At 68.8% G+C, this 24,336-nt stretch carries 21 protein-coding genes and 1 tRNA gene; 5 read left to right on the top strand and 17 right to left on the bottom strand.

The window, feature by feature from the left end; genetic code table 11:
• Window positions 1-70: 70 nt before the first annotated feature.
• The 5 genes from LI336_RS07950 to LI336_RS07930 form a co-directional block, all read right to left on the bottom strand.
• The gene (locus LI336_RS07950; RefSeq protein WP_227132552.1) at window positions 71-1,483 is read right to left on the bottom strand and encodes a dihydrolipoyl dehydrogenase family protein; all 1,413 of its coding nucleotides are present in this window, start codon (window positions 1,481-1,483) and stop codon (window positions 71-73) included.
• A 90-nt stretch (window positions 1,484-1,573) separates the two neighbouring features.
• Complete coding sequence (kdgK1, locus tag LI336_RS07945) at window positions 1,574-2,536, bottom strand: bifunctional 2-dehydro-3-deoxygluconokinase/2-dehydro-3-deoxygalactonokinase (RefSeq protein ID WP_227132550.1); 963 nt, start codon at window positions 2,534-2,536, stop codon at window positions 1,574-1,576.
• A 150-nt stretch (window positions 2,537-2,686) separates the two neighbouring features.
• Entirely contained in the window at window positions 2,687-3,724 is a 1,038-nt protein-coding gene (rtcA, locus tag LI336_RS07940; RefSeq protein WP_227132547.1) for an RNA 3'-terminal phosphate cyclase, read from the bottom strand.
• A 3-nt stretch (window positions 3,725-3,727) separates the two neighbouring features.
• The gene (mutL, locus tag LI336_RS07935; RefSeq protein WP_227132544.1) at window positions 3,728-5,947 is read right to left on the bottom strand and encodes a DNA mismatch repair endonuclease MutL; all 2,220 of its coding nucleotides are present in this window, start codon (window positions 5,945-5,947) and stop codon (window positions 3,728-3,730) included.
• A 51-nt stretch (window positions 5,948-5,998) separates the two neighbouring features.
• Entirely contained in the window at window positions 5,999-6,334 is a 336-nt protein-coding gene (locus LI336_RS07930; RefSeq protein ID WP_227132541.1) for a hypothetical protein, read from the bottom strand.
• Between the two features lie 122 nt (window positions 6,335-6,456).
• Between LI336_RS07930 and LI336_RS07925 the strand changes: the two genes are divergently transcribed.
• Entirely contained in the window at window positions 6,457-6,930 is a 474-nt protein-coding gene (locus LI336_RS07925) for a hypothetical protein (RefSeq protein WP_227132539.1), read from the top strand.
• Window positions 6,931-6,981: 51 nt separating this feature from the next.
• Here LI336_RS07925 and glnA read toward each other — a convergent pair whose 3' ends face one another.
• Window positions 6,982-8,334, bottom strand: a complete 1,353-nt coding sequence (gene glnA / locus LI336_RS07920) for a type I glutamate--ammonia ligase (protein ID WP_227132537.1) — start codon at window positions 8,332-8,334, stop codon at window positions 6,982-6,984.
• Window positions 8,335-8,459: 125 nt separating this feature from the next.
• Here glnA and lrp point away from each other — a divergent pair, with 125 nt between their 5' ends.
• Entirely contained in the window at window positions 8,460-8,921 is a 462-nt protein-coding gene (gene lrp / locus LI336_RS07915; RefSeq protein ID WP_227132535.1) for an HTH-type transcriptional regulator Lrp, read from the top strand.
• 115 nt (window positions 8,922-9,036) lie between these two features.
• Here lrp and LI336_RS07910 read toward each other — a convergent pair whose 3' ends face one another.
• The 3 genes from LI336_RS07910 to thsB form a co-directional block, all read right to left on the bottom strand.
• Complete coding sequence (locus LI336_RS07910; protein ID WP_227132533.1) at window positions 9,037-9,972, bottom strand: hypothetical protein; 936 nt, start codon at window positions 9,970-9,972, stop codon at window positions 9,037-9,039.
• On the bottom strand, window positions 9,969-10,433 hold the full coding sequence (locus tag LI336_RS07905) for a hypothetical protein (protein ID WP_227132532.1): 465 nt from the start codon (window positions 10,431-10,433) through the stop codon (window positions 9,969-9,971). The genes LI336_RS07910 and LI336_RS07905 overlap by 4 nt, the downstream gene beginning before the upstream one ends.
• A gap of 145 nt (window positions 10,434-10,578) precedes the next feature.
• On the bottom strand, window positions 10,579-12,246 hold the full coding sequence (gene thsB / locus LI336_RS07900; RefSeq protein WP_227132530.1) for a thermosome subunit beta: 1,668 nt from the start codon (window positions 12,244-12,246) through the stop codon (window positions 10,579-10,581).
• Between the two features lie 267 nt (window positions 12,247-12,513).
• On the opposite strand from thsB, the gene LI336_RS07895 reads away from it, so the two are divergent.
• Together LI336_RS07895 and LI336_RS07890 are read left to right on the top strand one after the other, a co-directional pair.
• A complete protein-coding gene (locus LI336_RS07895; RefSeq protein WP_227132528.1) occupies window positions 12,514-12,801 on the top strand; it encodes a hypothetical protein in 288 nt (95 codons plus the stop codon).
• A 177-nt stretch (window positions 12,802-12,978) separates the two neighbouring features.
• Window positions 12,979-14,796 (top strand): alkaline phosphatase D family protein, encoded by a 1,818-nt coding sequence (locus LI336_RS07890; RefSeq protein WP_227132526.1) that lies wholly within the window; start codon window positions 12,979-12,981, stop codon window positions 14,794-14,796.
• 99 nt (window positions 14,797-14,895) lie between these two features.
• Here the strand turns inward: LI336_RS07890 and LI336_RS07885 are convergent, their stop codons facing one another.
• The 8 genes from LI336_RS07885 to LI336_RS07850 all read right to left on the bottom strand — a co-directional run bounded on the left by LI336_RS07885 (window position 14,896) and on the right by LI336_RS07850 (window position 23,254).
• Window positions 14,896-15,648 carry an SOS response-associated peptidase gene (locus tag LI336_RS07885; RefSeq protein WP_227132524.1) on the bottom strand — a complete coding sequence of 251 codons (753 nt, stop codon included), beginning with the start codon at window positions 15,646-15,648 and terminating at the stop codon, window positions 14,896-14,898.
• 91 nt (window positions 15,649-15,739) lie between these two features.
• Entirely contained in the window at window positions 15,740-17,176 is a 1,437-nt protein-coding gene (locus LI336_RS07880) for a PAS domain S-box protein (RefSeq protein WP_227132522.1), read from the bottom strand.
• Between the two features lie 81 nt (window positions 17,177-17,257).
• Window positions 17,258-18,676, bottom strand: coding sequence for a LamG-like jellyroll fold domain-containing protein (locus tag LI336_RS07875; RefSeq protein ID WP_438267272.1), 1,419 nt, complete (start codon window positions 18,674-18,676; stop codon window positions 17,258-17,260).
• Between the two features lie 239 nt (window positions 18,677-18,915).
• Window positions 18,916-20,175 (bottom strand): RNA-guided endonuclease InsQ/TnpB family protein, encoded by a 1,260-nt coding sequence (locus LI336_RS07870; RefSeq protein ID WP_227132512.1) that lies wholly within the window; start codon window positions 20,173-20,175, stop codon window positions 18,916-18,918.
• Between the two features lie 180 nt (window positions 20,176-20,355).
• Window positions 20,356-20,437, bottom strand: a tRNA-Ser gene (locus LI336_RS07865).
• A gap of 56 nt (window positions 20,438-20,493) precedes the next feature.
• Window positions 20,494-22,599 (bottom strand): PGF-CTERM sorting domain-containing protein, encoded by a 2,106-nt coding sequence (locus LI336_RS07860; RefSeq protein ID WP_227132511.1) that lies wholly within the window; start codon window positions 22,597-22,599, stop codon window positions 20,494-20,496.
• 80 nt (window positions 22,600-22,679) lie between these two features.
• On the bottom strand, window positions 22,680-22,877 hold the full coding sequence (locus tag LI336_RS07855) for a DUF7981 family protein (RefSeq protein WP_227132509.1): 198 nt from the start codon (window positions 22,875-22,877) through the stop codon (window positions 22,680-22,682).
• Window positions 22,877-23,254, bottom strand: a complete 378-nt coding sequence (locus tag LI336_RS07850) for a Rid family detoxifying hydrolase (protein WP_227132508.1) — start codon at window positions 23,252-23,254, stop codon at window positions 22,877-22,879. The genes LI336_RS07855 and LI336_RS07850 overlap by 1 nt, the downstream gene beginning before the upstream one ends.
• 90 nt (window positions 23,255-23,344) lie before the next feature.
• On the opposite strand from LI336_RS07850, the gene LI336_RS07845 reads away from it, so the two are divergent.
• The gene (locus LI336_RS07845; protein ID WP_227132506.1) at window positions 23,345-24,325 is read left to right on the top strand and encodes a hypothetical protein; all 981 of its coding nucleotides are present in this window, start codon (window positions 23,345-23,347) and stop codon (window positions 24,323-24,325) included.
• The last annotated feature ends 11 nt before the right edge of the window (window positions 24,326-24,336 follow it).

Raw genomic sequence — 24,336 nt, 5'->3', positions numbered from 1 at the left:
AGCGAGACGGACTAACACGGCGCTAGACGCGCTGGAACGGCCGTATCGGTTTCTGGCTATCTGGGGGTTGTCATTCGCCGATCGCGGCGCTCGCGTCCCGGACGAGGCCGTCGAGGATCTCGGGCGTCGTCGGATGGTACGCGCGATCCGGTATCTCGCGGACGTCCAGTTCCATCTCGACGGCGAGTTGCATCGGCTTCGCCATGACGTCGGCGTGATAGTGCAGGCCCTGGTAGCCGAGGACGGTCCCGTCGTCGGCGTCGACGACGAGGCTCGCGCGCCCCTCGGGGACGTCCTTCGTCTCGAACACGCCGTCGTCGCTCGCTTCCCGCGTCACGTGAACGTAGTCGATGCCAGCCGCTTGCGCGCTCGCCTCCGAGTGCCCGACTCGCGCGTAGGGATACACGCCGAGCGCGGAGAACACGACGTGATGGTGGACGTTCTCGTACGGTTCGATGGCGTCGTGGTCGCCGCGGTCGTGCGCGAGGAGGTTCTCGGCCGCCTGGAAGCCCTGTTCCTTCGCCACGTGGAGGATGGGTTCCCTCCCGTTGACGTCGCCGACGACGAACACGCGGTCGTCCTCGCGTGCCTGCATCGTCTCGCGCACCCAGTCCCGACCGGGGTCGAGGCTCGTACGTTCGAGGCCGAGGCCGTCGACGTTCGGGCGGCGGCCCGTGAACAGGAACAGTTCCTCGGCCTCGACGACGTCCGGGTCGCCGTGCTCGTCGGAGACGTGGAGGCGGACGCCGCCGTCGTCGGTCGACTCGACGCGCTCCTCGTACGTGTGCCGGCGGACGTCGACGTCCCACTCGCGCTCGTAGACCTCGAGGAGGTCGTCGCCGAACGCGGGGTCGGCCTCGTCGAGCGGGCGCGCGTCGTGCTCGACGACGGTGAGGTCGGTGCCGCCGGCCTCGGCGATGTACGGCACGAGCTCCAGGCCGACGTACCCGAACCCCATGACGACGCCGGAGTCCGGGAGCGAGCGTGCGTCGAGGACGTCCTTGCTTCCCATGTAGTCGACGTCGTCCATCCCGGGGAGGTCGGGGACGTTCAGCGCGGAACCGGTGGCGACGACGACGTAGTCGGGTTCGATCCGCTCGTCGCCGACCGCGAGGACGCGGTCGTCGACGAACCGCGCGGTCTCGTGGTGGAAGGTCACGTCGTCGCGCTCGGCGATGTCGTGGATCGCGCCGCGGCGGTGTTCGGCGAACCCGAGGACGTGGTCGTCCTTCGTGTCGACGACCGCGTCGAGGTCGACGTCGGGGAGGTCGCCGTCGAGTCGATGGTCGTGTCGCGCCTGGAAGCGATGCGCGCCCGCGGAGATGACCTCCTTCGACGGCATGCAGCCGCGGAGGATGCAGAGCCCACCACCGGGCTCGCCGTCGTCGACGAGCGTCAACTCCACCCCTGGTTCGTCGGCGAGCGCGCCGGCGACGGCGGCGCCCGCACTCCCGTACGCACCCACGATAGCGACGTGTGTCATGGCGGGCACTCTGCGGGCGAGCCTGATAGGCGTTCGCCCGCCGTGTACCGAACGTGCACGAAGAACAGCTGCGAGCGGCGGCGCCGGAGCTTACCGCGAGATGGCTTCGCCGCCCTCGTTGACGACCGCGTCGACCTCGGGTTTCGTGACGGTCGCGACGTCGCCGGGGATGGTGCGTTTGAGTGCCGCCGTCGCGGCCGCGTACTGCAGTGCCTTCTGGATGTCCGCACCGGAGAGGCGCTGCGCGAGGAACGCACCCGCGAACGCGTCGCCGGTTCCGACCGCGTCCACGGTATCGGTCTCGAACGCCGGCTGCTCGTGGATGACGTTGTCGTTCCACGCGAGCGCGCCCTGGTCGCCGCGCGTCACGACGACCGTCTTGAAGTCGAACTCGCTCGCGAGGTGGTGTGCGAGCTGGGTCGCGTCGCCCTCGTAGTTCAGGATGGCTTTCGCGTCCTTCAGCGCGATGATGAGGACGTCCACGACCTGGAAGAACTGCGTCACGGTCTTCCGGGCCTCCTCGGGCGACCAGAGCTTCGAGCGATAGTTCACGTCGAACGCCGTCATCGTCCCCGCCTGCTGGGCGGCGTCCAGGAGCGTCGCCGCGGTCTCCCGCAACTGCGGGCTGAGCGCGGGCGTGATACCGGTCGTGTAGAACGCCTGTGCTTGCCGGATGCGGTCCACGTCCAGCTCGTCGGGCGTCGCCGTCGTCACCGCGGCGTTCTCGCGGTCGTACACGACGTTCGACCCGCGCGGCCGCCCGGCGGACTCCAGGTAGTACGTGCCCTGTCGGACGTCGTCGTCGTCGGTCCACACGACGTCCGTGTTGATGCCGTACTGTCGGAGGCCGCCGTCGACGCGATGCCCGAGCGCGGTGTTCGGGAGCTTCGACATCCACGTCGTCACTGCGCCGAGGCGTTCGGCCGCGATGGCGGTGTTCGATTCCGCGCCGGCCGCCCGCACCTCGAACTCGCGAGCGGTCTCCAGTCGTTCGTCGTTCGGTGGCGAGAGCCGGAGCATCGTCTCGCCGAACGTCACGAGGTCGTCGCTCATCGCACCACCCCAGGGGAGCGTACGCCAGTCATATCCCTACCAATGGAAGGCACCGGTATAAGTCTCCCCCGCGGCGCAAGCGTTCGCGAGAGCGTCAGCCGGCGAGGTGACTGCCGTCCGCTGGTCGTGGTCGGTGGCCGTCCTGTGGCGTTACTCGCCGACGAGGACGCCGTCCTCGACGTGGACGTCGTAGCCGAACTCGCGAGCGACCGCGCAGTTCGTCCGGACGTGGTCCGTGACGGCCGCGGGGCGGACGCGACCGCCGGCGAGTGCGAGCGGAAGGACGAGCTGGTCCGCGGCGTAGGCGTCGACGACCGGGGGTGCGCGAGGGCCGCCTGCGTGCGGGCTCGTCCGTTCCTGTTCGACGAACGCGAGCGCGTCCGCTGCAGCGTCCGCGCCGACGTCCTCGGCTGGCTTCCCGGGTTCGCCGAGCGCACTGAAGCCCGCGACGGTGTGCTCGTACGCGAGGGCGACGAGGACGCTCGCGCCCGTGGACGGCGACTCGACCGTCCGCGGGTTCGTCGCGGTGACGTCGACGTTTTCCGCGTCGAGTTCGTCGACCGCGGCGTCGACGAGTCGCTCGGCGACGTCGGCGTCAGCGAGGTCGCGCGACGCGACCGCTTCGACGCGCGCCCCCTCGAACGCGCCACGGGCGTCGAACGCGACGCGCGCCGTCGTCTCTGGCTCGACGCGGAGCGTCGCCTCGCCACCGCCGCGAGGGTAGAACCCGTGCCGGGAGACGTCGACGCTCGCGCGCCAGCCGACTCGGTCCGCGAGCGGGAGGCGGACGTGCCGGTAGTAGTCGACGGTCGGCGACCACGCGACGTCCGTCCCGCCGGTCACCGTCAGCTCGATGGGGTCGTCGACGACGACGCCGAGCGGGAGGACGGTCTCGAACACGAGCGTCGCCGCGCCCGCGGTCCCCACGTCGACCGCGACCGTGCCGCCCGCGGGCTCGCCGGGGTCGAGGACGACGGTCTCGCTCCCGAGTTCGGCGCCGTCGACGTCCGCGTCGCACACTTCGGCGGCCGCGTCGACGCACGCGAGATGCTGGTGCTTCAGCCCTGGATTCGGGCGGTCACCGCGGACGTCCTCGACGGTGACCGCGTCGCCGGTGATGGCCGCGAGCGAGAGCGCCGACCGGAGTATCTGGCCGCCGCCCACGCTCCCGTCTATCGTCACCCCCATCGGTCAGAGCTCGCGGCGGCCGGCGTGGCCCGGGTAGTCGCGCTCGAAGCGGTCCTCGAGGTCGCCGTGGTCGATGCGGACGACGGTCGGGCGACCGTGCGGGCACGCGAACGGGTTCTCGCAGTCGTCGAGCGCCGCCAGCAACTCGACGACGGACCCTTCGGTCAGGCTCGTGTTCGCGGTGACCGAGGGATAGCACGCGAGGTCGGCGACGAACGCGTCCGCGAGCGCGTCGACGGTCGCCGCGCCGTCGTCGTCGCTCGCGACGAACCCGGAGAGGACGTCCCGGACGTCGCCGGGGTCGAGCGTCTCGTCGAACACCGCGGGCACCGTCGTCACCGTCACCTCCCTGTCGTCGGTGCGTTCCGCGTGGAATCCGAGCGTCGCGAGCGCCTCGCGGTACGCGGGGAACGCCTCGGCCTCGCCCGCGGTCAGCTCCAGGGTCACGGGTTCGGCGAGCGCTTGCGCGGTCGCGTCCGCCTCGAACGCCGCCCGCAGGCGCTCGTAGTTCACGCGCTCGTCCGCCGCGTGCTGGTCGACGAGCACGAGCCCGTCGTCGGTCTCCGCGACGAGGTACGTGTCGCGGTACTGGCCGAGGACGCGCATCGACGGCAACCGGTCGTACTCGCCGTCGGGCGTCGCCGTCTCGCCCGTCAGCGTCCGCTGCTCGACTGCGCCACCGAACCGCCCGTCGGCGTCGCCACCGCTCGCAGAGCGGCCGTCGGCGTCGGAGCGCGGACCGTCGCCGCTGGCGCGGTGCTCGCCCGCTGCCGGCGACGACCCGCCTGCTGTCGACGACGCCCCGCTCGCTGTCGGCGTCGACGTGCTCGACTCGGTCTCGGCGCGCTCGTTCGAGGCCGACGAGTCACTGCCCGCGTCCGTGGTGCTCGCCGAACCGACAGTACCGCTGGTCGACGCCGAATCCTCGGGCCCAGCGGTGGACGCGGACCCGGCGTCTGCCACCGGGTCCCGATCCGCGTGCGCCTCGCCGGACGACCGGTCGCGCGTCGTGTCGTCGTCCACCGGCGCGGACGCGTCCGGAGCGACCGTGCCAGCGGTCGCGTCGTCGCCGGGGGTCGCGTCGCCGCCTTCGACGTCCTTGCTCGCCGCGTCGGCGTCGCCTGCTTCGTCGTCGAGGTCACTCGCGGTCGTCGGTTCGACCGCCGCCTCCGGTCGCTTCGAGCGGCCGCGCGGCGCCGACGATCGGACGAGGCCGGCGTCGAGCAGCGTCTCCTCGACCGCGGCGCGCACCTGGCGCTTCATCGCCGCCTCGTCCGCGAACCGGACCTCCATCTTCCGCGGATGGACGTTCACGTCCACGTCGCCCGCGGGCACGTCGAGGAAGAGCGCGGTGAACGGGTAGCGGTCGGCGTCCAGTTGCCCGCCGTACGCCTCGATGACCGCCTCGCGGACCGCGCTCGCCGAGACCGCGCGTCCGTTCACGAACACCGAGACGTACTCGCGCGCACTCCGGTTCGTCTCCGGGTCCGACACGAGCCCGTGGACGTCGTCGAGCGGTCCCTCCGGGATGTCCACGTCGTCGACCGCGTGCATCGCCTCCGCGACCTCCCGCCCGTACACCGCCATCACGGTCGCGAGCCGGTCCCCGCGCCCGGGCGTCGCGAACACCTCGCGGCCGTCGTGCTCGAGGGACACCGCGACCTCGGGGTTCGCGAGCGCGTACGACCGCACCACGCGGTTGACGTGCGCGAACTCCGTCGGCGTCGTCTTCAGGTACTTCTCGCGAGCCGGCGTGTTGTAGAAGAGGTCCACGACCTCGATGGTCGTCCCCGCCGGACACCCGACCTCGCTCACGGACTCGACCTCGCCGCCCGCGTAGACGAGCTCGGTCCCCGTCTCCGCGTCGTGCGGGCGCGTCCGGATGGTCATCCGCGACACCGCACCGATGGTGTGCAGGGCCTCGCCGCGGAACCCGAGCGTCGACACGCCCGCCTCCAGGTCGTCGACGTCCCGTATCTTGCTCGTCGTGTGCTCGCGGACCGACGCGCGGACGTCCGCCTCCGTCATCCCGTGCCCGTCGTCGCGCACCGTCACGCCCCCCGTGCCGCCGTCCTCGACGGCGACCGCGACGCGGGACGCGCCCGCATCCAGCGCGTTCTCGACGAGCTCCTTCACCACCGACGCCGGACGCTCGACGACCTCCCCGGCCGCGATGCGCTCGACGGTCTTCGCGTCGAGCTCGCGGATGTCCGTCCCTGTCATGTCCGGGTCGACGGGCGGCGGCGTCAAACGCGTGACGGTCGATTGGCCTGATTACCGGCCGTCGTCGTCGAGGAGTTCGCGTGCGATGCGGTCGCGGTCGGCCATCGCGCCGTCCACGGCGCCGGCCGGGAACGGCCCAACGCCGAGCGAGCCCAGGCGCTCCGTGCGCGCCGACCAGACCGCCGAAAGCGCCACCGTGCTCCCGGGTTCGACGGCCGGGAGGTACTCGGCGGGCATCGAGACCGCGCCGTCCTCGACCACGTGCAGCGTCCGCAGTCCCTCGTAGGCGCTCCGTGCGTCCGCGTCGAGGTCGCTCGGCCAGAACTGCGGGACGAGCACGACCCGGTCGCCGTCCCGTTCGACCCTGAACGTCGCCTCCGTGTCCATACGGCACGCTAGCGACTCAGCGCGCTAAACGTTGACGAATAACGTGATTGGATGGCGGTGAGCCGCTCGCAGTCGGTGCCCCGTCCGTCAACCGGATACCGCTCGCGAGCGAACCAACCGGTATGCAACCATCAGTCGCCCCAGTAGGCTTCGAGGTCCCGCTCCGGTTCCTCCTCGGGGTCGGTGCCGCCGTCGTCGCGACGCTCGCGATGGACGCCGTCATGGCGCGTCGCCCCGAAGGCACCACGCCACCGACCGTCGCCAGCGGCGTCCTCACCGACCGCCACCCCGACCACGCCCCCGACCGGCTCGCGACCGTCGTCCACTACCTCGCCGGCGCCCTCAGCGGCGCGCTCTACGTCTGGCTGCTGTACGCGACCGAGGCCGCGTTCGACGCCGACGGCGCCCTCGTCACCGCCGTCGCCGCGGTCGTCCTCCTCGCCCTCATGGTCGGGTTCTTCGCCGTCGTCGTCCTCCCGCGTTCGCGCATCCAGCGCGGCCGCGTCGCCGCCGTCCGCCGGGACTGGACGGTCGCCGCGGGAGCGTACGTCCTCGTCCTCGCGCCGCTCGTCGCGCTCGCGAGCACGCTCCTCTAAGGGAGTCGTCGTCGTCGTCCGCGAAAAAACGAACCGTGACCGCGGGTCGCCTCAGAACGTCTCGAGGTAGCGGTCCTTCTCCCACTCGGAGACGGAGACGCGGTAGTCGTTGAACTCCGAGCGCTTCGCCTCCAGGAACTTCTCCGTGACGTGCTCGCCGAGCGCGTTCTGGACGACCTCGTCCGCCTCGAGCGCGTCGAGCGCCTCGCCGAGGTTCGTCGGGAGCGTGTCGATGCCGTACTCCTCGCGCTTGGCCTCGTCGAACTCGTAGATGTTCTCGCGGACCGGGTCGTCGCACTCCATGCCCTGCTCGATGCCGTCGAGACCGGCGTGGATGAGCGCCGCGAACGCGAGATACGGGTTACACGACGGGTCCGGGAAGCGCGCCTCGATACGCGAAGCCGCGGGGACGCGCGCCGCCGGCTTCCGGATGAGCGCCGAGCGGTTCCGGTCGGACCACGCCACGTACACCGGCGCCTCGTAGCCCGGCACCAGGCGCTTGTAGGAGTTCACGGTCGGGTTCGCGACCGCCGCGATGGCGGGTGCGTGCTCGAGGATACCCGCCGTGAACTGCTTGGCGGTCTCGCTCAGGTCGAACTCGTCGTCGCCGTCGTGGAACGCGTTCTCGCCGTCCTGGAACAGCGAGAAGTGCGTGTGCATCCCGCTGCCGTTGATGCGCGCGATGGGCTTGGGCATGAACGTCGCGTGCAGGTCGTGCTCGGCCGCGATCGCGCGGACGACCGACCGGAACGTCGCGACGTTGTCAGCCGTGGACAGCGCGTCGTCGTACGTGAAGTTGATCTCGTGCTGGCCCTGCGCGACCTCGTGGTGGCTCGCCTCGATCTCGAACCCCATTGATTCGAGGCCGAAGATGATGTCCCGACGGACGTCCTGCGCGAGGTCCTTCGGCGCGAGGTCGAAGTACCCGCCGGCGTCGTTCGTCTTCGTCGTGGCTCGACCGTCCTCGTCCTCCTCGAACAGGAAGAACTCCGGTTCCGGTGCGGCGTTCACCGTGTACCCGAGGTCCTCGGCGCGCTCCATCGCGTCCTTCAGGACGCCGCGCGGGTCGCCCGAGAACGGCTCGCCCGTGGACGTGTCGATGACGTCGCAGATGAGGCGCGCGGCGCCACCGTCCTCCTTGGAGCGCCACGGCAGCACGGCGAACGTCTCCGGGTCGGGGTCCAGGCGCATGTCGGACTCCTGAATGCGAACGAAGCCGTTGATGGAGGACCCGTCGAAGTAGATGCCCTCCGTGAACGCCTTCTCCGCCTGGCGTGCCGGGACGGACACGTTCTTGACGGTCCCCAGGATGTCCGTGAACTGCAGACGCAGGAAGTCGATGTTCTCTTCGTCGATGGTCTCCAGCACCGCTTCCTCCTTCTCGGAGAGGTTGCCGCTTGTCATCTTATGCTCGCTTCGACAAACTACTTCCAGTACAAAAACCTTAGTGCTGTAAGCAAACTTTCGTCCATCTCGCACCGACTGTACGTTCGTAAAGTTCTAAACCCTCCGGGGCGCACGTTGGGGCAATGACCTACGAAAATCTCGACGCGAAGCTAGTGAATGCACTTCTCGGCGATGGCCGCGCGAGCCTCCGGTCGCTCGCCGAGGACCTCGACGTCTCCGTGACCACCGTCTCGAACCACCTCAGCGACCTCGAGGACCAGGGCGTCATCCGCGGGTACACGCCCATCGTCGACTACGACGAACTCGGATACGACGTGACGGCGTTCATCCAACTGAAGGTCGAGGGCAGCGCGCTCCCCGACATCACCGAGCGCCTGAAGGGCCACAAGCAGATGACCTCCGTCTACGAGGTCACCGGCGACTACGACGTCGTCGCCGTCGGGAAGTTCACCGACACCGACGGCATGAACGCCCAGATCAAGGAACTCCTCACCGACCCCGACATCAACGAGTCGAACACGAGCGTCGTCCTCAACACCGTCAACGAGAACGAACAGTTCACGCTCGACATCGAAGAGGAGTAACACGGCTCGCACGAGCATACGCCGGCCGCCAGGCCGGCGTTTCTCGTTGGAATCGCCTCACGAGCAGTCGGTGACGGCGAGGTCGTCGTCTCGTCGTTCGCTCCGACCCGTGGGGTTAGTAGTAGAAGAAGTCCCGCCAGAGTTCCTTGAGCGTCGGTGGCCCGACGCCTTCGGGTCGTTCGAGGTCGACTGTCCCGTACTCGCTGAACTCGGTGACGACGACGTAGTGCCGTGTTCGTTCGACGTCCTCGTACTCGCCGTCGGCCGTCTCGACGGTGACCTCGTACGTCGCGACCCGGTGCTCGACCATCCGCGTCACGCGCCCGGACTCCTTGTCGACGAACACGCGGATGGAACTCCCCTCGTGGACGTCGCGTGCGTAGAACATCTGTCGCGTCTCGTAGTACTCCTCGTGGTCGTCGATGCCGAGGACGAGCGTCGATGCGTTCTCGCTGACGACCCGCCAGTCAGCGTCGCTCGCACCCTGGAGGAAGACGTTCCCGCCGTATGCGAACTCCCACACGTTATCGGGCGACGACGCCGAGAACGCACCTCCACGGAACGGCGGGCTTGGGTCTTCGAACTCGCGGGAACCGAGCGAGCTTCCCTCCGGGTAATTGGCGCCGATCTCGGCGCGGCCGTCTGTGACGTAGTACTTCCCAGGCAGGACGGCGAGTGGGAACCAATACGGAGTGTACGACCGCTCCCATCGCTTCGCGTACGACCCCGTCCAGACGCGTTGCCCGAAGAACTGGCGATCCGAGTAGTCGTAGAGGTACTCGTACGCGAACAGGGGACGTCGCTCGCTCTCGTTCTGAACGTGAACGCGCGTGACGGTGCGGTGGTCGACGTGCTGGAACGCCTCGTTCGCGGTCGCGATCATCTGCCCGGGTTCGGCATCGGGCGAGATACGGTGCTCGGCGGGCGGTCCGTGGACGTCAGCGATGCGGACGTACCCGACGACGCTCCCGGTGACGAGGAGCACCCCGAGGTATGCCGCGACGAGCGTCCGCCAGCGAACGTCGGCGTCGAGGAGCCACCGCCATTTCACCGGAGACCACCGGATTCCACTGACTGCGAGTCCGCTACTGTCCCGAACTCCCGACTCCCGTACACGCCGCTCGGATTCCCGTCGGGGTCCCACGCGGTAACACTCACCTCACCTGGTGGGCCGTCCACGTCGATCTCCAGTGAATCGCCCGGCTCCAGCGGGAACGACTGCTTCGGTTCGGCTGGCATTCGTTTTGGAAGGTCGGCCACCGAAACCCACACGACGTTCGGACGACCGGACATGGTCACGGCGACTCGACCGACGTTCTCCGGCGTCACCGTCGTCCCCATGTCGACCACGCACCGAAGCGTCTCCGCCGCGTCGTCGTACGAGAGGTCGACGTGCAGCTGCGGTCCAGTCGCGAGGTTCGTCGTCGGGGCCGCGCGGTCACGAGGGAACGCCGCACAGCCACCGAGCGCGCTCGCGCCGAGCGCGGCCAACACTCGTCGTCGCGTCGACATACCTCGAACCCCTCACTCGCTCTTGAAAAACATATTCGCTGCACGGAGCCACGGCTCAGCGCTTCGGCGTCCGAAAGAAGAAAACGGCGTGTTCTGAGTCAGTACGTCGGCCGAGTGGTGGGGTGTGAAGTTACCTGACCGGAGTTCACATCGCGCCGCCCATGCCACCCATGCCGCCCATGCCGCCCATGCCGCCGCCAGCGCCGCCTTCGTCGTCGCCCTTGTCCGTCGACAGGTCGCCGGCGGAGATGATGTCGTCGATTTTGAGGACGAGGTTCGCGGCCTCGGTGGCAGACGTCAGCGCCTGCTCCTTCGCGTGCGCGGGCTCGACGACGCCGGACTCGAACGTGTCCTCGACGTCGCCGCTGAAGACGTTCAGGCCGGCGCGGTGCTGGCCGTTCTCGTGTGCCGCGCGGAGCTCGACGAGCGTGTCGATGCTGTCGAGACCGGCGTTCTCGGCGAGGACGCGCGGGATGAGTTCGAGCGCGTCCGCGAACGCTTCCACGGCGAGCTGCTCGCGTCCCTCGACGGAGTCGGCGTAATCGCGGAGGCGGTTCGCGACCTCGACCTCGATTGCGCCACCGCCGGCGACGACGCGGCCGTCGCGGACGGTCGACGCGACGACGTCCAGCGCGTCCGTGACGCCACGCTCGAGTTCGTCGACGACGTGCTGCGTGGAGCCGCGGAGGAGGAGCGTCACGCCGTGTGCGTTCTCGTCGCCCGTGACGTAGAACAGCTCGTCGGCGTCGTCGCGGTCGACGTCGGCGTGCCCGATGTCAGCCGGGTCGACGTCGTCGAGGTCGCTGACGACCGCACCGTCGACGATCTCGGAGAGGAACTCCATGTCGGACTTCTTCACGCGACGGACGGCGAGGATGCCTTCCTTCGCGAGGTAGTGCTGGGCCATGTCGTCGATGCCCTTCTGGCAGAAGACGACGTCAGCGCCCGTGTCGATGATCTGCTCGACCTTCTGCTTGAGCTGGGCTTCCTCCTGCTCGATGAACTGCTGGAGCTGGCTCGGGTCCGTGACGTTGACCTCGGTGTCGACGTTCGCCTCCTCGACCTCGACGGCCTCGTTGAGGAGGAGGACGTCCGCGTCACCGACGCTCTTGGGCATGTCGTCGTGAACGGGGTCCTTGTCGATGACGGCGCCCTTGAGGAGGTCGCTCTCGCTCGCGGAGCGGCCCGTCTGCGTCTCGATCTTCAGGAAGTCCATGTCGACGAGCGTCTCGTCACCCTCGGTGTCGACGGCGACCTGCTGGATGGCGTCGACGATGAGCCGGCCGAGGTGCTCCTTGTCGAGTTCCGCGCCCTTGCCGGTCATGGACGTCTCGGCGACCTTCTGGAGGAGCGCCTCGTCGTCGGGTTCGACGTGCTCTGCGATGTCGTCGACCTCGGTACGAGCCTGCTGGCTCGCGAGGTGGAAGCCCTTGATGATGGCCGTCGGGTGGATGTCCTGCTCGAGGAGGTCCTGGGCGTTCTTGAGGAGTTCGCCCGCGACTGCGACGGCGGTCGTGGTGCCGTCACCGGCCTCGTCCTCCTGCGTTTCGGCGACCTCGATGATCATCTCGGCCGTCGGGTTGTCGATGTCCATCTCCTTGAGGATGGTGACGCCGTCGTTCGTGATGGTGACGTCGCCCATCGAGTCGACGAGCATCTTGTCCATCCCTTTCGGGCCGAGTGTGGAGCGGACGGCCTCCGCGACGGCGCGAGCCGCGGAGATGTTGTACTCCTGCGCGTCCTTGTCCTTGACGCGCTGGGATTCGTCCGACATTACGATCATGGGCTGGCCTTGGGCCATTCGCTGACTCATTGTACCCGAATCTATGATTGTGATTCGTAATAAAGGTTGCACATACGATTTCTGCCATCAACTCCGGCTGTTCGTGAGTGACGATGTAAAACGCAGTACGGTGGCGGTATACGTAGGTTAGTGTGTCGAGTGTTACCAAGCTTCGAGACGTGCCGATGGCGTCCGTATCCGGTAGTTTAAGTACTCCTGTCGCGGGTGTCGTGCGACCCCGAAGATCCGCGAGCCACACGACAGGCGACGACCCGACGCCCAGCAACGACGACGAGGATGCGACCGACAGCGACGACGCGGACGAGACCAGTCGTCGTCGACTTCCCCGGCGACTGGGACGCCGAAGTCGTCGAGGACCTCGCGATGGACAACGACGAGCACATCCAGTTCCTGAACTCCCTCGACCACGGCTACGCGGTCGTCGAGTTCACGCGCGACGAGGCGCGCTACGCCGCGTGGGGCGTCGACGTCGAGGAGAACAGCGATGCCACCGAGCGCGAGAACCCCGCCGAGTCCACGACCTCCGACGGCGAGGCCGAACTCGTCGAGCACTACGAACTCTAGTCCGGTAACTCGTAACGACCGCCTGACCGACGTCTCGTCGAGGAGGGCGTTGCGGGCGGTCCGGCGGCGCTGTCTGCGTATACGGGCGCGTTTCCGTTCGACAGTCACCGCTTGTCGGGTCCCGTGCGCGAACAAACCAGTCGATAACTATCTCGCTGGCGTGCCACGCCAGACGCGATGGACCCAGGGACCGGCTGTGGCGACGAGGATACGGGGACCGGCCGCGGCGACGAGGATCGGACCACGGCGTCGGCGGACGACGGGGTGTGGTCGTCTGATGGGCGCGGTGGGCGACGTCGATTTCTCAGGTCGGTCGCGGCCGCGACGGTCGGCGGTGGCCTCGCGGCGATCCTCGGCAATCGCGACATCGTCCAGCCGGTCGCTGCGGCCGACCTCGCCCGGCGCGAGGCGGGCACGCTCGACGTGGACGCGAGCACCGACACGGACGCCGTGTTCCCGCAGTCCGTGATGAGTGGCGGGCCGACGCCCTCGGGCGCCATCGTCTGGACGCGCCTCTCGCCCGCGGCCGCAGCGCGCAACGGGACGCTCGTGTGCCAGGTCGCGTCCGACCCGGACTTCGACGACGCCGTCGTCTCGAGGGTCGTTCCCGACGGCCGGTTCTCCGCACGCCACGACCACGTCGTTCAGGTCGACCTCGACGGCGAACTCGCCGCGGACTCGTACTACTACTACCGGTTCGTGTACGACGGCACGCCGACGCGAACTGGGCGACTGCGGACGCTCCCGGAACCAGACGCGACCCCCGACTCGCTCAGGGTCGCCGTCGTCTCCTGTCAGGACTACCAGAACGGGTACTACGGTGCGTTCCACCACATCGCCGAGGAGGACGTCGACTACGTCCTGCACCTCGGGGACTTCATCTACGAGTCCGCGAACGGTCAGTACACGACGCCCGGACGGCGCGTGCCCGACGACCGCGCCCTGTCGCTCCCGAGCGGCCGACCGCTCGCCGAGACCCTCGACGACTTCCGGTACCTCTACAACCAGTACAAGCGCGACCGGTTCCTCCAATCGACGCTCGAACGACACACGCTCGTCGCGGGCTGGGACGACCACGAGATCGGGAACAACCGCTACTGGGACTACGTGACGGACGCACCGGTGCTGCCCGCCAAACGCCGCGGGAGAGACCCCGAGTTCGCGATGGATCTCACCGCGAACGGCATCCAGGCGTGGGTCGAGCACATGCCGATGCGCGTCGACTACGACCCGGACGCCGACCACCTCCACGACCAGCTCCGGCTCTGGCGGCGCGTCCAGTTCGGTGACCTCGTCGACCTCGCGGTCACCGACGAGCGCCTGTTCCGCGACGGCCCGCCGTGTGAGGAAGGTCGCGTCGTCTGGTGTTTCGAAGAGGATGCACGAGGGCGAACGATGCTCGGTCGCGAACAGCGACGCTGGTGGAAGGAGTGGACCGCGAACTCGACGGCGACGTGGACGGTCTGGCTGAACGAGGTCCTGACGATGCCACTCACGCAGGGCGAGGGCTGGAACCAGATAGAGTTCCTCCACGACGCCTGGGACGGCTTCCAGCACGAACGTCACCGGCTCATGCGGCACCTCCGCCGGCGCGGCCCGCGGAACTTCGTGACGCTCACGGGCGACCTCCACTGCGCGATGGCCGGCGTCCAGCACGCGCACTACGGCGAGTTCGGGCGCGGCGACCGCGGCCCGCGCGTCGGCGTGGAGTTCCTCGCGCCCGCCGTGAGCAGCACGAACGCCGCGGACGTCTTCAGCGACCGCTCGTGGTGGGACCGGACGGACCTCCACGACCTCGTTCGCGAGGAGAACGAGCACCTGTCGTTCGTGAACTGGCACGAACACGGCTACGCCGTCGTCGAGTTCACCGACGCGGAAGCCACCTACACGGCGTACGCGGTCGACGCCAGCGAGAACAGTCCCGACGCAACCCGCCGCGAACTCGCCACGTACGTCGTCCCCGACGGCCGCCCGAAACTCAGACGGCGGTCGTGAACGCCAGTCGCGTGGCGGTCGTGAACGCCAGTCGCGTGGCGGTCGTGAACGCCAGTCGCGTCGCGCTCCCGCTCCGGGCCCCGGGACGCCCGGGCGGGGTCAGACGTCGACGGCCTCCAGCAGCCCTGGGGACTCGTTCCCCGGGTCGTTGACGGCGGTCGATACCGGGTACGAGCGCATCGCGCCGTCGTACGGTTCCAGGAGCGCTTGCGCCTCGTCGGGGTCGCCGTGGAGCCACGTCGTCTCGTCCTCGCGGTCGAGGACGACGGCCATGCGATGATGGAGGTCGGCGACGACGTCGTTCGGTTCAGTCGTCAGGACGGTGAAGGACTCGACGCGCCGCCGCCGGTCGTCGTCGCCGTCGGCGCCGAACGCGGCGAGACTCGACTGCGCGACCTCGCCCTCCCAGACCTCGTAGAGGCCGGCCATCGCGAACACGGACTCGTCGGCGAGCGTGACGCGGTACGGTTGCTTCCCGCCGCCGCGCTCGACCCACTCGTAGAAGCCGTCCGCGGGGACGAGGCAGCGCCGACGCTCGAAGGCGTCGCGGAACGACCGCTTCTCGCGGACCGTCTCCGAGCGCGCGTTGATGGGGCGGTTCGCGTCGTCGGGTTCGCCCACCCACGACGGCACCAGTCCCCACTCGGCGAACGCGAACTCGCGTCCTCGGTCGCCCGCGTCCCGAACGTCCTCGGGCGCGTGCTCGGGGTCGACGTCGACGCCCGTCCGGACGACGGGCAGGGACTGTCGCGGTGCCGCGTTGTACCGCTTCTCGTAGTCGTCCGGAACCTGCACGCCGAAGCGCTCCGCGAGGTCGCCGGCCTCGACCGTCAGCGTGTATCGACCACACATACTCCCCCGTTCGGTCGGCGCGTGCATATGCGCACCGTCGCCGAACCCGCGAGTCCCCGGCACTGACGCGAATCCCCGGCACTGGCGGTGCTCACGCGCGGCGGTCGTCCTCGTCCGCGAGCGGCAGTCGCACGACGACGACCGTCCCCTCGGGGCCAGTGTCGACCGTGACCGTCCCACCCTCGTCCTCGACGAGCCAGTTCACGAGCCAGAGCCCGAGGCCGTCGCTGTGACTCAGCGGCGTCTCCGCGGTCGCGTCGAACACCTCGCGCTCGTGCTCCGGGATGCCCGGGCCGTCGTCGTGTACCTCGACGACCGCCCACGGCCCGCCGTCCCTGGGATGCTCCTCGCGCGCGACGACGTCCACCCGTTGCGTGTCGCCCTCGTTGTGCTCGGCCGCGTTCTCCAGGACGTTCTCGAACACGAACGGGACGCGGTCGCTCACCGACACCCAGAGCGCGTTCGGCGCGAACGTCGAGAACGTCGCGTCGTACGTGTCCTCGAGGTCGTCGACGGTCCGCCGGAGGTGCGCGCCGAGGTCGAACGGCTTCTTCGTCACGTCCGTCTCGAACGCGCGCTCCAGTTCGCGAGCGCGCTCCCCGAGCGCCACCAGGTCGTGGGCCGCCTCCGCGATCTCGTCGGCCGCCGAGAGGTGGTCCGGGAGCGTCTCCGCGTACCCCGCGACGATGTTCGCCGTCGTCCGGATGTCGTGCCGGAGCACGCGGTTCAGGACCGACAACTGCTCGGCCTGCCGGCGGAGCTCGCGCTCACGGCGCTCCCGACCGGAGACGTCCCGGCCGACGCCACAGAACCCGATGACGTCCCCGTCCGCGTCCGTGAGTCGCGTCCCCGTCAACTCGTAGGGCGCCGCGTCGCCCGTGGCGGTCTCCAGGTCGACCTCCACCGTCGCCGCACCCGTCTCCAGGATGACTGCGATGGCGCGCGCGATTCGTTCGCGGTCCGCGTTCACCACGAAATCCGGCGCCGGACGCCCCTCGAGCTCCGCGTCCGAGAGTCCCGTGACGTCCGCGAACGCCGAGTTCCAGTACCGACACCGCCCCGTCTCGTCGAACACGTAGAACGCGTCCATCATCGAGTCCAGCGCCTGCTCGAAGAACTCCTCGGCCTTCCCGAGCGCACGCCGAGAGCCCGCGTACTCGACCGCACGATGCACGCGATGCGCGAGCACGTCGCCAGCGTCAGCGCGCGTCACGTCCACGACCTCGTCGGCGCCAGCGGCGAGCGCGTCCGCGACCGCCCCGTCGCCACCGTGCGTGACGACGACCACGGGAACCCGCTTGGCGACCTCGTCGACCGCGTCGACGAACCCCGAGAGCGACGCAGTCGGCGGGTCCGAGCCGACGACGACGCAGTCGACGACGCCGACCGCGGCCGCCGTCACCACCGCGTCCACGTCCGCGACCGCGTTCACGTCGAACGCGGGAAGCAACCCGGAGACGTCCACGCCGACGGCGCAGACGCTCGCGCCACCGGTCGCTCCATCGTCCGAGGCGAACTCGCGGAACACGACACGTACCTCGACCTACGGCGTAAAAAGCGCTTGCAGCAGGACAGTTCTCGATACGCGACCACGGGAGATGGCAGCCGGTCAGCGCGACGCCGGCCCGCGGGACGGCGCGGTCGTCCGGTAGAGACCCTCGACCGCGTCGGCGTCGAGCGCGGCGTCGTAGAACCGGACGTCCGCGAGCTGCCCCTCGAAATCGGGCGTGTGAACGCCCTGGTCGCGGTCGACGTAGTGATAGCCGACCGCCGCACCGATGGGGTCGAGCGCGACCGGATACGAGTCCCTGGTCTCGCCGACGACCTCGCCGTCGACGTAGAGACGCGCGGTCTCACCGTCGACGACGTACGCGACGTGCTGCCAGGCGTCCACGGTCAGCGTGCTCGCAGGGACGCTCACCGCCGCACGCGCCCGCTCCGCGTCGCGGTCGTAAAGCTGCCCGAAGAACCGCTCGCGCCGCAACGCCAGCGCGAGGTCGTCCCACTTCACGACGACCTGCCACGTCGAGAGCGACCCCGTCGGCCGCACCCAGCACGCGACCGTCGCCGCACCCTCCGCGCCGAACGCCGGCGTCCGCAACCGCCCGCCGTCGACCGCATACCCCGCACCGAGGAGGGACCCGCTCGCCGGCTCGCCCTCACCCAGGTCCGCCGGCGCCGTCGCGGCCGCAGCGCGCTCACCGAGCACCGGCCCCGACCCATCGACGCCCGCGAACGACGACGTCTCCGGGAGGTCCCGGACGTCCTCCGTCCGGTCGGTCGCCCTCGCCGCACACGCATCCACGCACTCGTCCGCCCACGCGAGCGCCTCGTCGCTCTCGTTCCGCAGAACCGCGTGCGGCCGACCGTCGTCGTACACGACCAGTTGCGCCACCCGATGGGTCCCGAGGTCACTCACGAACAACGCGAACTCCGGCACCGCCGCAGTCCCGACCGACGCCCCACCATCCACCACCATCCCATGCAACCACCCCGAGTACGACTCCACGAGCGCGTCGAACAACGCCTCCGAACACACCAACTCCACCGTCGTCTCCCCCTCGACCGCCTGCGCGTACAGCACCTCCAAGTGCTCCACGCTCGACACGTCCGGCACGACCGCTCGAACCGACGACGCACGCTCGAACGCCGCACGCACCCCCGCCCGCACGTCGAACCCCGCCACGTCCCCCACCAACGCACGATCCGCTCCCCGGAGGAACGCCACCGACAACGGCGACTCCTTCCACAACGGCTCCAGCGCCGCCGCCGACCGCTCCAACGCCGTCGCCGACCGCTCGCACTCGAGCACGATATCCAGCGCCAACACCCCCGTCACCGTCGTCTCGAACGACCCATTCAACCGCCGGATCAACCCCTTCGACGCCAACTCCTTCGTCGCCCGATCCACCGTCGACCGCGACGACCCCACACGATCCACCAGCGCACGCTTATCGAACGGCCCATCACGCAACAGATCCAGCACGTCAGCCCGCCGCTTCGCCACCTCCAATACCGACTCGGTCATCCGTTACCCACCCCGACCACGTGTGCGCAGATAGACCTATCGGCCCCATGAACAACAGACCGCACCGCCGCCCGGTCGTATAACTCGAATCCCACTCAACACCCAACAAAAACGAACCCCACACACCGACGACCCGACCTCCCCTCGCATCCTCCCACCGACACACCCATCGCTCCTCGCTCGACTGCTGCGGTAGAAACGCCAGGACAGGGATATCAACGACCCCATCGGGCCCGCTGTTACCCTGGTGGGTTCGCTTCTTGCCGATGAGGCTTGTCCGTGAACTCGGCCTCGAACCCTTCCGGGTGGGGAATGAATCCGTCGCTTGGCGTCATCGTTCCAGACTTCAGGGCGAGTTGACTGTCGCCCGTCCGTCGAGACGACTGTTGGCCTCGACGGACGTACCGCAAGCCGATATTCTTCGCTGCATTGTAATCCGCGTTCGCCTCAGAACCGCATTTCTGACAACAGAACTCGGTGCGAGTCGGTCGATTCTCGCCGGCAGTGAACCCACACTCACAACACCGTTTCGACGTGTAGGATGCACCGACTTGCTTCACGGTAATACCGGCTTGTTCGGCCTTGTAATCCACTTTCTCGTAGAGCTCCGAGAACGCCCACTTGTGTCCCCAAGCCGCATTCGTATTCTCTCGGATTTCGGTCAGGTCCTCGAACACGATGAGGTCACAGTCGTACCGGATGGCCTCTGCGACGAGTCCGTTCGCCACCTCGTGCATTCTTCCACGTATGTGTCGGAGCTGTCGGCCGCTAGCCTCTCGGAGCGTTCGATGAGCGCTCCGGGTCCCTGTTCGCTGGAGTCCGCCGCGAGTCTTCTCGAACTGGCGGAGCCTGTGGTTCAAGTTTCGACCGGAGAAGAACCGAGCCGTGCTGGTAACGGCGATGTTCTCGACGCCGAGGTCCACCCCGAGAACCGTCCCGTCCTCGGCAGTGTCACGTTCAGCGTCTGTCTTCGGGCGTCGAAGTCCGAGATGCAGCAGTACGGTATCGTCATTCCCGATTGTAAGCGTACTCTCGGTCGCTTGCCACTCCTCAGAGTCAAGATATTGTTGCTGATAGCCCTCGTCGATCTCCGGAAGCACCAATTCACACCGAACGCGGCTCTCTGTAGTCGATAGCGAGACTGTCTCGTCGTCGAAAAGCGTCATCGTTCGGGTATCGTACGTCACCGTAGGGGCGGTGAAAGTAGGTTTGCTAACGCTCTCCCCTTCGCCCCGACGTTCGATGCAGCCAGTGATTGCTTGGGCAGCTTGATGAGTGGCGAGAACCGCGTGTTGACTCCCGAGGCTGGTTTGTTCGCGTACGTCGTCGTACGCGAGTGGCTGGACGTCACTCTTTGCGTTACATACGTTCCATGCCTTGTCGGTGGCGATCTGACAAACACGCTTCCACTCAGAAATCGTCTCTTCGAGAAGGTCGCGTTGCTCGTCGGAAACCGCCAATCGAGTGATTACCGTCCGACGAACGTAGTTGCCCGCCACGACTTCAATGTGTGTCTAAATATACTTATATCAAACGTATTAGGTGGAATAAAAGCAGTCGGCTGCTTACCCACTCGCGTCGCTCGTTCTGCTCCCTGATTCAAATCCCTGCCATCGAACGCTTCTATCGCAGCGACTCGCTCGTCGCTGTCGCTCCTCGCTCGATTGCTGCGGTAGAAGCGCCAGGACAGGGATTCGAACCCTGAATCCCGAATGGGAACACGCTTTCCAGGCGTGCGCCTTACCGTTCGGCCATCCTGGCTCCGTTCGAGGATACCGGACTCGGTAATTTAAGGGCTTTGTTTCCGCTTCGGGCGGTTAGCGGGTCCGGCGGGATGCCACCAGTGCGAGCGTCAGGAGGACGGCGAGTGCGGTCGTGGCGCCGAACCCGGGCGTCGGGCCGTCGTCGCTCGGGGTCGAGGCGGTGGTCGTCCGCGGGCGGGTCGGGTTCGGGTCCTCGCCGTCGACGAGCCCGTCGTCGTCGGTGTCCGCGGCCGTCGGGTCGGTCGCGCCGTCGACCTCGGTGGCGTCGTCGAGCCCGTCGCCGTCGGTGTCCGCGGCCGTCGGGTCGGTCGCGCCGTCGACCTCGGTGGCGTCGTCGAGCCCGTCGCCGTCGGTGTCCGCGACGGTCGGGTCGGTGCCGGCCTGGAGTTCCGCGCCGTCGTCCAGTCCGTCACCGTCGGTGTCCGCGACCGTCGCGTTCGTTCCGGTCGTGACTTCGCGGCCGTCGGCGAGGCCGTCGTCGTCCGTATCGCGAACGGAGGGGTCGGTGCCGGCCTGGAGTTCCGCGCTGTCGTTCAGCCCGTCGTCGTCCGTGTCTGCGAGCGTCCCGTTCAACGTGGAGTCGTAGCGCTCGGTTCCGTCGTCGAGGCCGTCGCCGTCGGTGTCCGCGACCGTCGGGTCCGTCTCGCCGAACACCAGTTCCGCGCGGTCCGAGACGCCGTCGTCGTCCGTGTCCGATTCGACCGGACTCGTCCCGGTGGCGACCTCGCGGCCGTCGTCGAGGCCGTCGCCGTCCGTGTCCGCGTCGAACGGGTCCAGCCAGCGCGCCTTCTCGACGGACTCGTTCGCGCCATCGTTGTCGGCGTCGCGGTCCGATGGTGCGGGCGTCAGCCACCCGGACCTGTACGCGACACCCGGTGCTGCGTCCGTCGTCACGTGGCGGTCGAGCCACGGGTCGAACGACGTGCCTGCGACGCGCTCGACCATCTCCTGGAACTCCCCGTAGGTCACCTCGCCGTCGTGGCGGTTCACGAGGTAGAGGACGTCAGCGACCGTCCGGTTCCCGTCGGTCGCGAGCCGGACCTTCCGGTCGAGTGCCGCGAGCACGCGACGGCCCTTCGTGTACGTCGCCGTCCCCCAGCCCGTCGCGTCCGGGTTCGCGAGCACGACGTCGTTCCCGTGGTCCGTCGCCACGTGGTCGTAGAACCCCTCGAACGACAGCGACCCCTGGCGGTACGACGCGAGCGCGGCGTAGTACTCCGCACTCCCCTCGGTGAGCCATGCGACGCGCTCGTCGAGCTGCCATCGTTGCCGCGTGTGGACGTACTCGTGCACCCAGACGTTGTGCGCGTCGCCCGCTTCGGCGTCCTCGTGCACCCACGCGACGTCGGTCCAGAACGCCTGACCGCCACCGCGGATCGGGTCGGGTGCGGCGAACAGCGTCATCGTCCCCTCGCGGTCGCCGATCGAGAGGTTCTGCGCCGCGGCCTCGACGGTCGCCCGAACCGCCGGCACGTCCACGGACGTCCGGGACGGCACCACGAGCCTGACCGTCTCGCCGCCCGCGGCCCAGGACTCGACGGTCGCCGCGCCGAAGTAGAGGATGCCGTCGCTCGCCACGCCGGTTCGGAAGAACGACGCGTTCGCCGTCGTCCGTGGGTCCGACGCGTTCGCGACGGGCGTCGGGTGGTTCCCGGTGTCGGTCCGGTACGTCGTCTCCAGGGGCGCGTAGACGAGCGCCCAGTCGTCGCGCTCGACGAAGTCGTACCCGGTCTCGCGGCGGTCGGTCGTCGGCACGCGTAGCGTCACGCTCGGCGTCCCGACCTCGCCCGATTCGGGGAACGTGTCCCACGCGTACTCGCAGTCGTAGTCCCCGGCGTAGTGGTACATGTGGTCGCTCTCGACGAGCTCGACGCCGTCGCGCTGCACGTTCACGCAGAGCTCCTCGACGGACTCGTGCACCTCGAACGCGTACGTGACCTCGACGAAGCTCTCGTTCGCAGGGGTCCGCCGGTACGTGACGGTCTGTTCGACCAGCGGCGTCGACTCGTTCCCTGGTCGGTCCACGGTATCGACCGACGGACCACCCGCTGACGGCGAGCTCGCGTTCGCGCCGGCAGCGGCAGCGCCGCCGGCGACGGCACCGAGCGGCGTTGCGACGACGAGCAGGACGACGAAAGAGACGAGGGCAGCGCTTCTCACTCGGTGACAGATTCGCGTTCGCGTGGAAAACGTTGTGGCTGCCGACGAGCGATGCGGGCGGTCGCCGCGGGTCCAGTTCGCTACTCGCGGGAACGGAGTCTGCGTTCCCCGACGTAGCTCGCGCCCGTCGCGACGACGCCGACCACGACGGCGACGCCGACGGCGGGGAGGAGCCCGATGCCGGTGTTCCCGAGGAGGACGTACCCCTGGTGGAGGACGAGGAACGTGAGCGCGGCGACGGCACCCCAGAGGAGTGCGGACTTCGTCCGCGCGTCCATCACTCGGAGGCGATGACCTCGATCTCGACGCCGACGCCCTTCGGGAGCGCGCCAGCCTGGACCGCCGAGCGCGCCGGCGGGTTGTCGACGAAGTACTCCTTGTACGCGGCGTTCATCTCGTCGAAGTCGTCGATGTCCGCGAGGAACACGGTCGCCTTGAGGACGTCCTCCATGGTGAGACCCTCCTCTTCGAGGATGCCCTGGACGTTCTCGAGGCTCTGACGGGTCTGCGTCGTGATGTCCTCGTCGTCGAGGAGTTCGCCGTCGGGCGTCATCGGGATCTGGCCGGCGGTGAACACGAGGTCGCCGTTCGTCGTCGCCTGACTGTACGCGCCGACCGCTTCCGGTGCGTCGTCCGTGCTGATGATGCGCTTCATGCGCGAGACCACTCCCGGACGCCTCTTAAAGACTGGCGGGTCGTCGCCGGTTCCCGCCCGCTTTTGGGTTCGTGGGGCGGACGCGAGGACATGGACGGACGTCGCGCGGTCGCTGGTGGGGTCGCGCTCGCGGTCGGCGTGGCGCTCGCCGCGGTCGGTCGGCGTCGCATGGCGGCGGCGCGCGTCGACGACGTCCCGCTGGCTCGCGTCCGCTCGCGCGGTCGCGTCGGCGCGGACTTCCACGAGCGGTCGGGGCTCGCGGGCGACCGCGTCGGCGGCGAGCTGGACGACCTGGACGCGTTCGCTCGCGACGGCTTCGATATCTCGCGGGTCGCGCCCGCAGTCCGGCGGTTCTACGAGCGCACGAGCGAGTACCGGATGACCGTCAGCGCCGAGTGGCATCGCCCGTTCCGCGCAGGGGCGGCGCTCGCTGCGCCGGTGACGAGCGCCGTCGAACAGCTGAACCTCCCCGGTCCCCGCGAGCGTGGTCGCGTCCGCGTGGTCGAGAGCGACCTGTACGCGTTCGACGAGGACGCCGCCGCTGCAGCGGACGTGGTCGACCCGCGCGAGGACACGCGATTCTGGATTCGAACGGACGTCGACACCGGCGAGGCGGTGTTCGTCGCCGTCTACGGGTCGCACGTCCACGACGGCCGGCGGTACGTGAACGTCGCGGTCCCGCTCCCTGGCGGAACGCTCTCGACCGTCCTCGAACCGCGAGCGCTCGCGCTCGCCGACCGCGACGCCGTCGGCGTCGACCTGACGACGCGCGCACCGGGCCATCCGGGGCTGTTCTGGTCGACCAGGAACGCGGACTACCGGCTCCCGGCCCACCAGCGGTTCCGCGTGTGGCCAGCGGACGCCGGCCCGGAATCGGCCGACCGAGGAATCGGTGACAGGGCCGCGCCGGGCGTCGACCGCGCGGCAGCGCTCCCCGTCGACCGCGGCTTCGGCGGCGAGCATGGACGGGACGGTGACCGCGCGGACGCAGTCGTCGCGACCCACGAGATGTGCTTGTGGGATCGCACGTTCCTCACCGTCCGGTACGGGGCAGCGCGACGAGGAGACTGATAAGCACGCGC

The organism is Halorubellus salinus, from assembly GCF_020567525.1.
GTDB lineage: Archaea > Halobacteriota > Halobacteria > Halobacteriales > Natrialbaceae > Halorubellus > Halorubellus salinus.
Note: the sequence above shows the minus strand (reverse complement) of the source record. Positions and strands in the feature narration are given on the sequence as shown.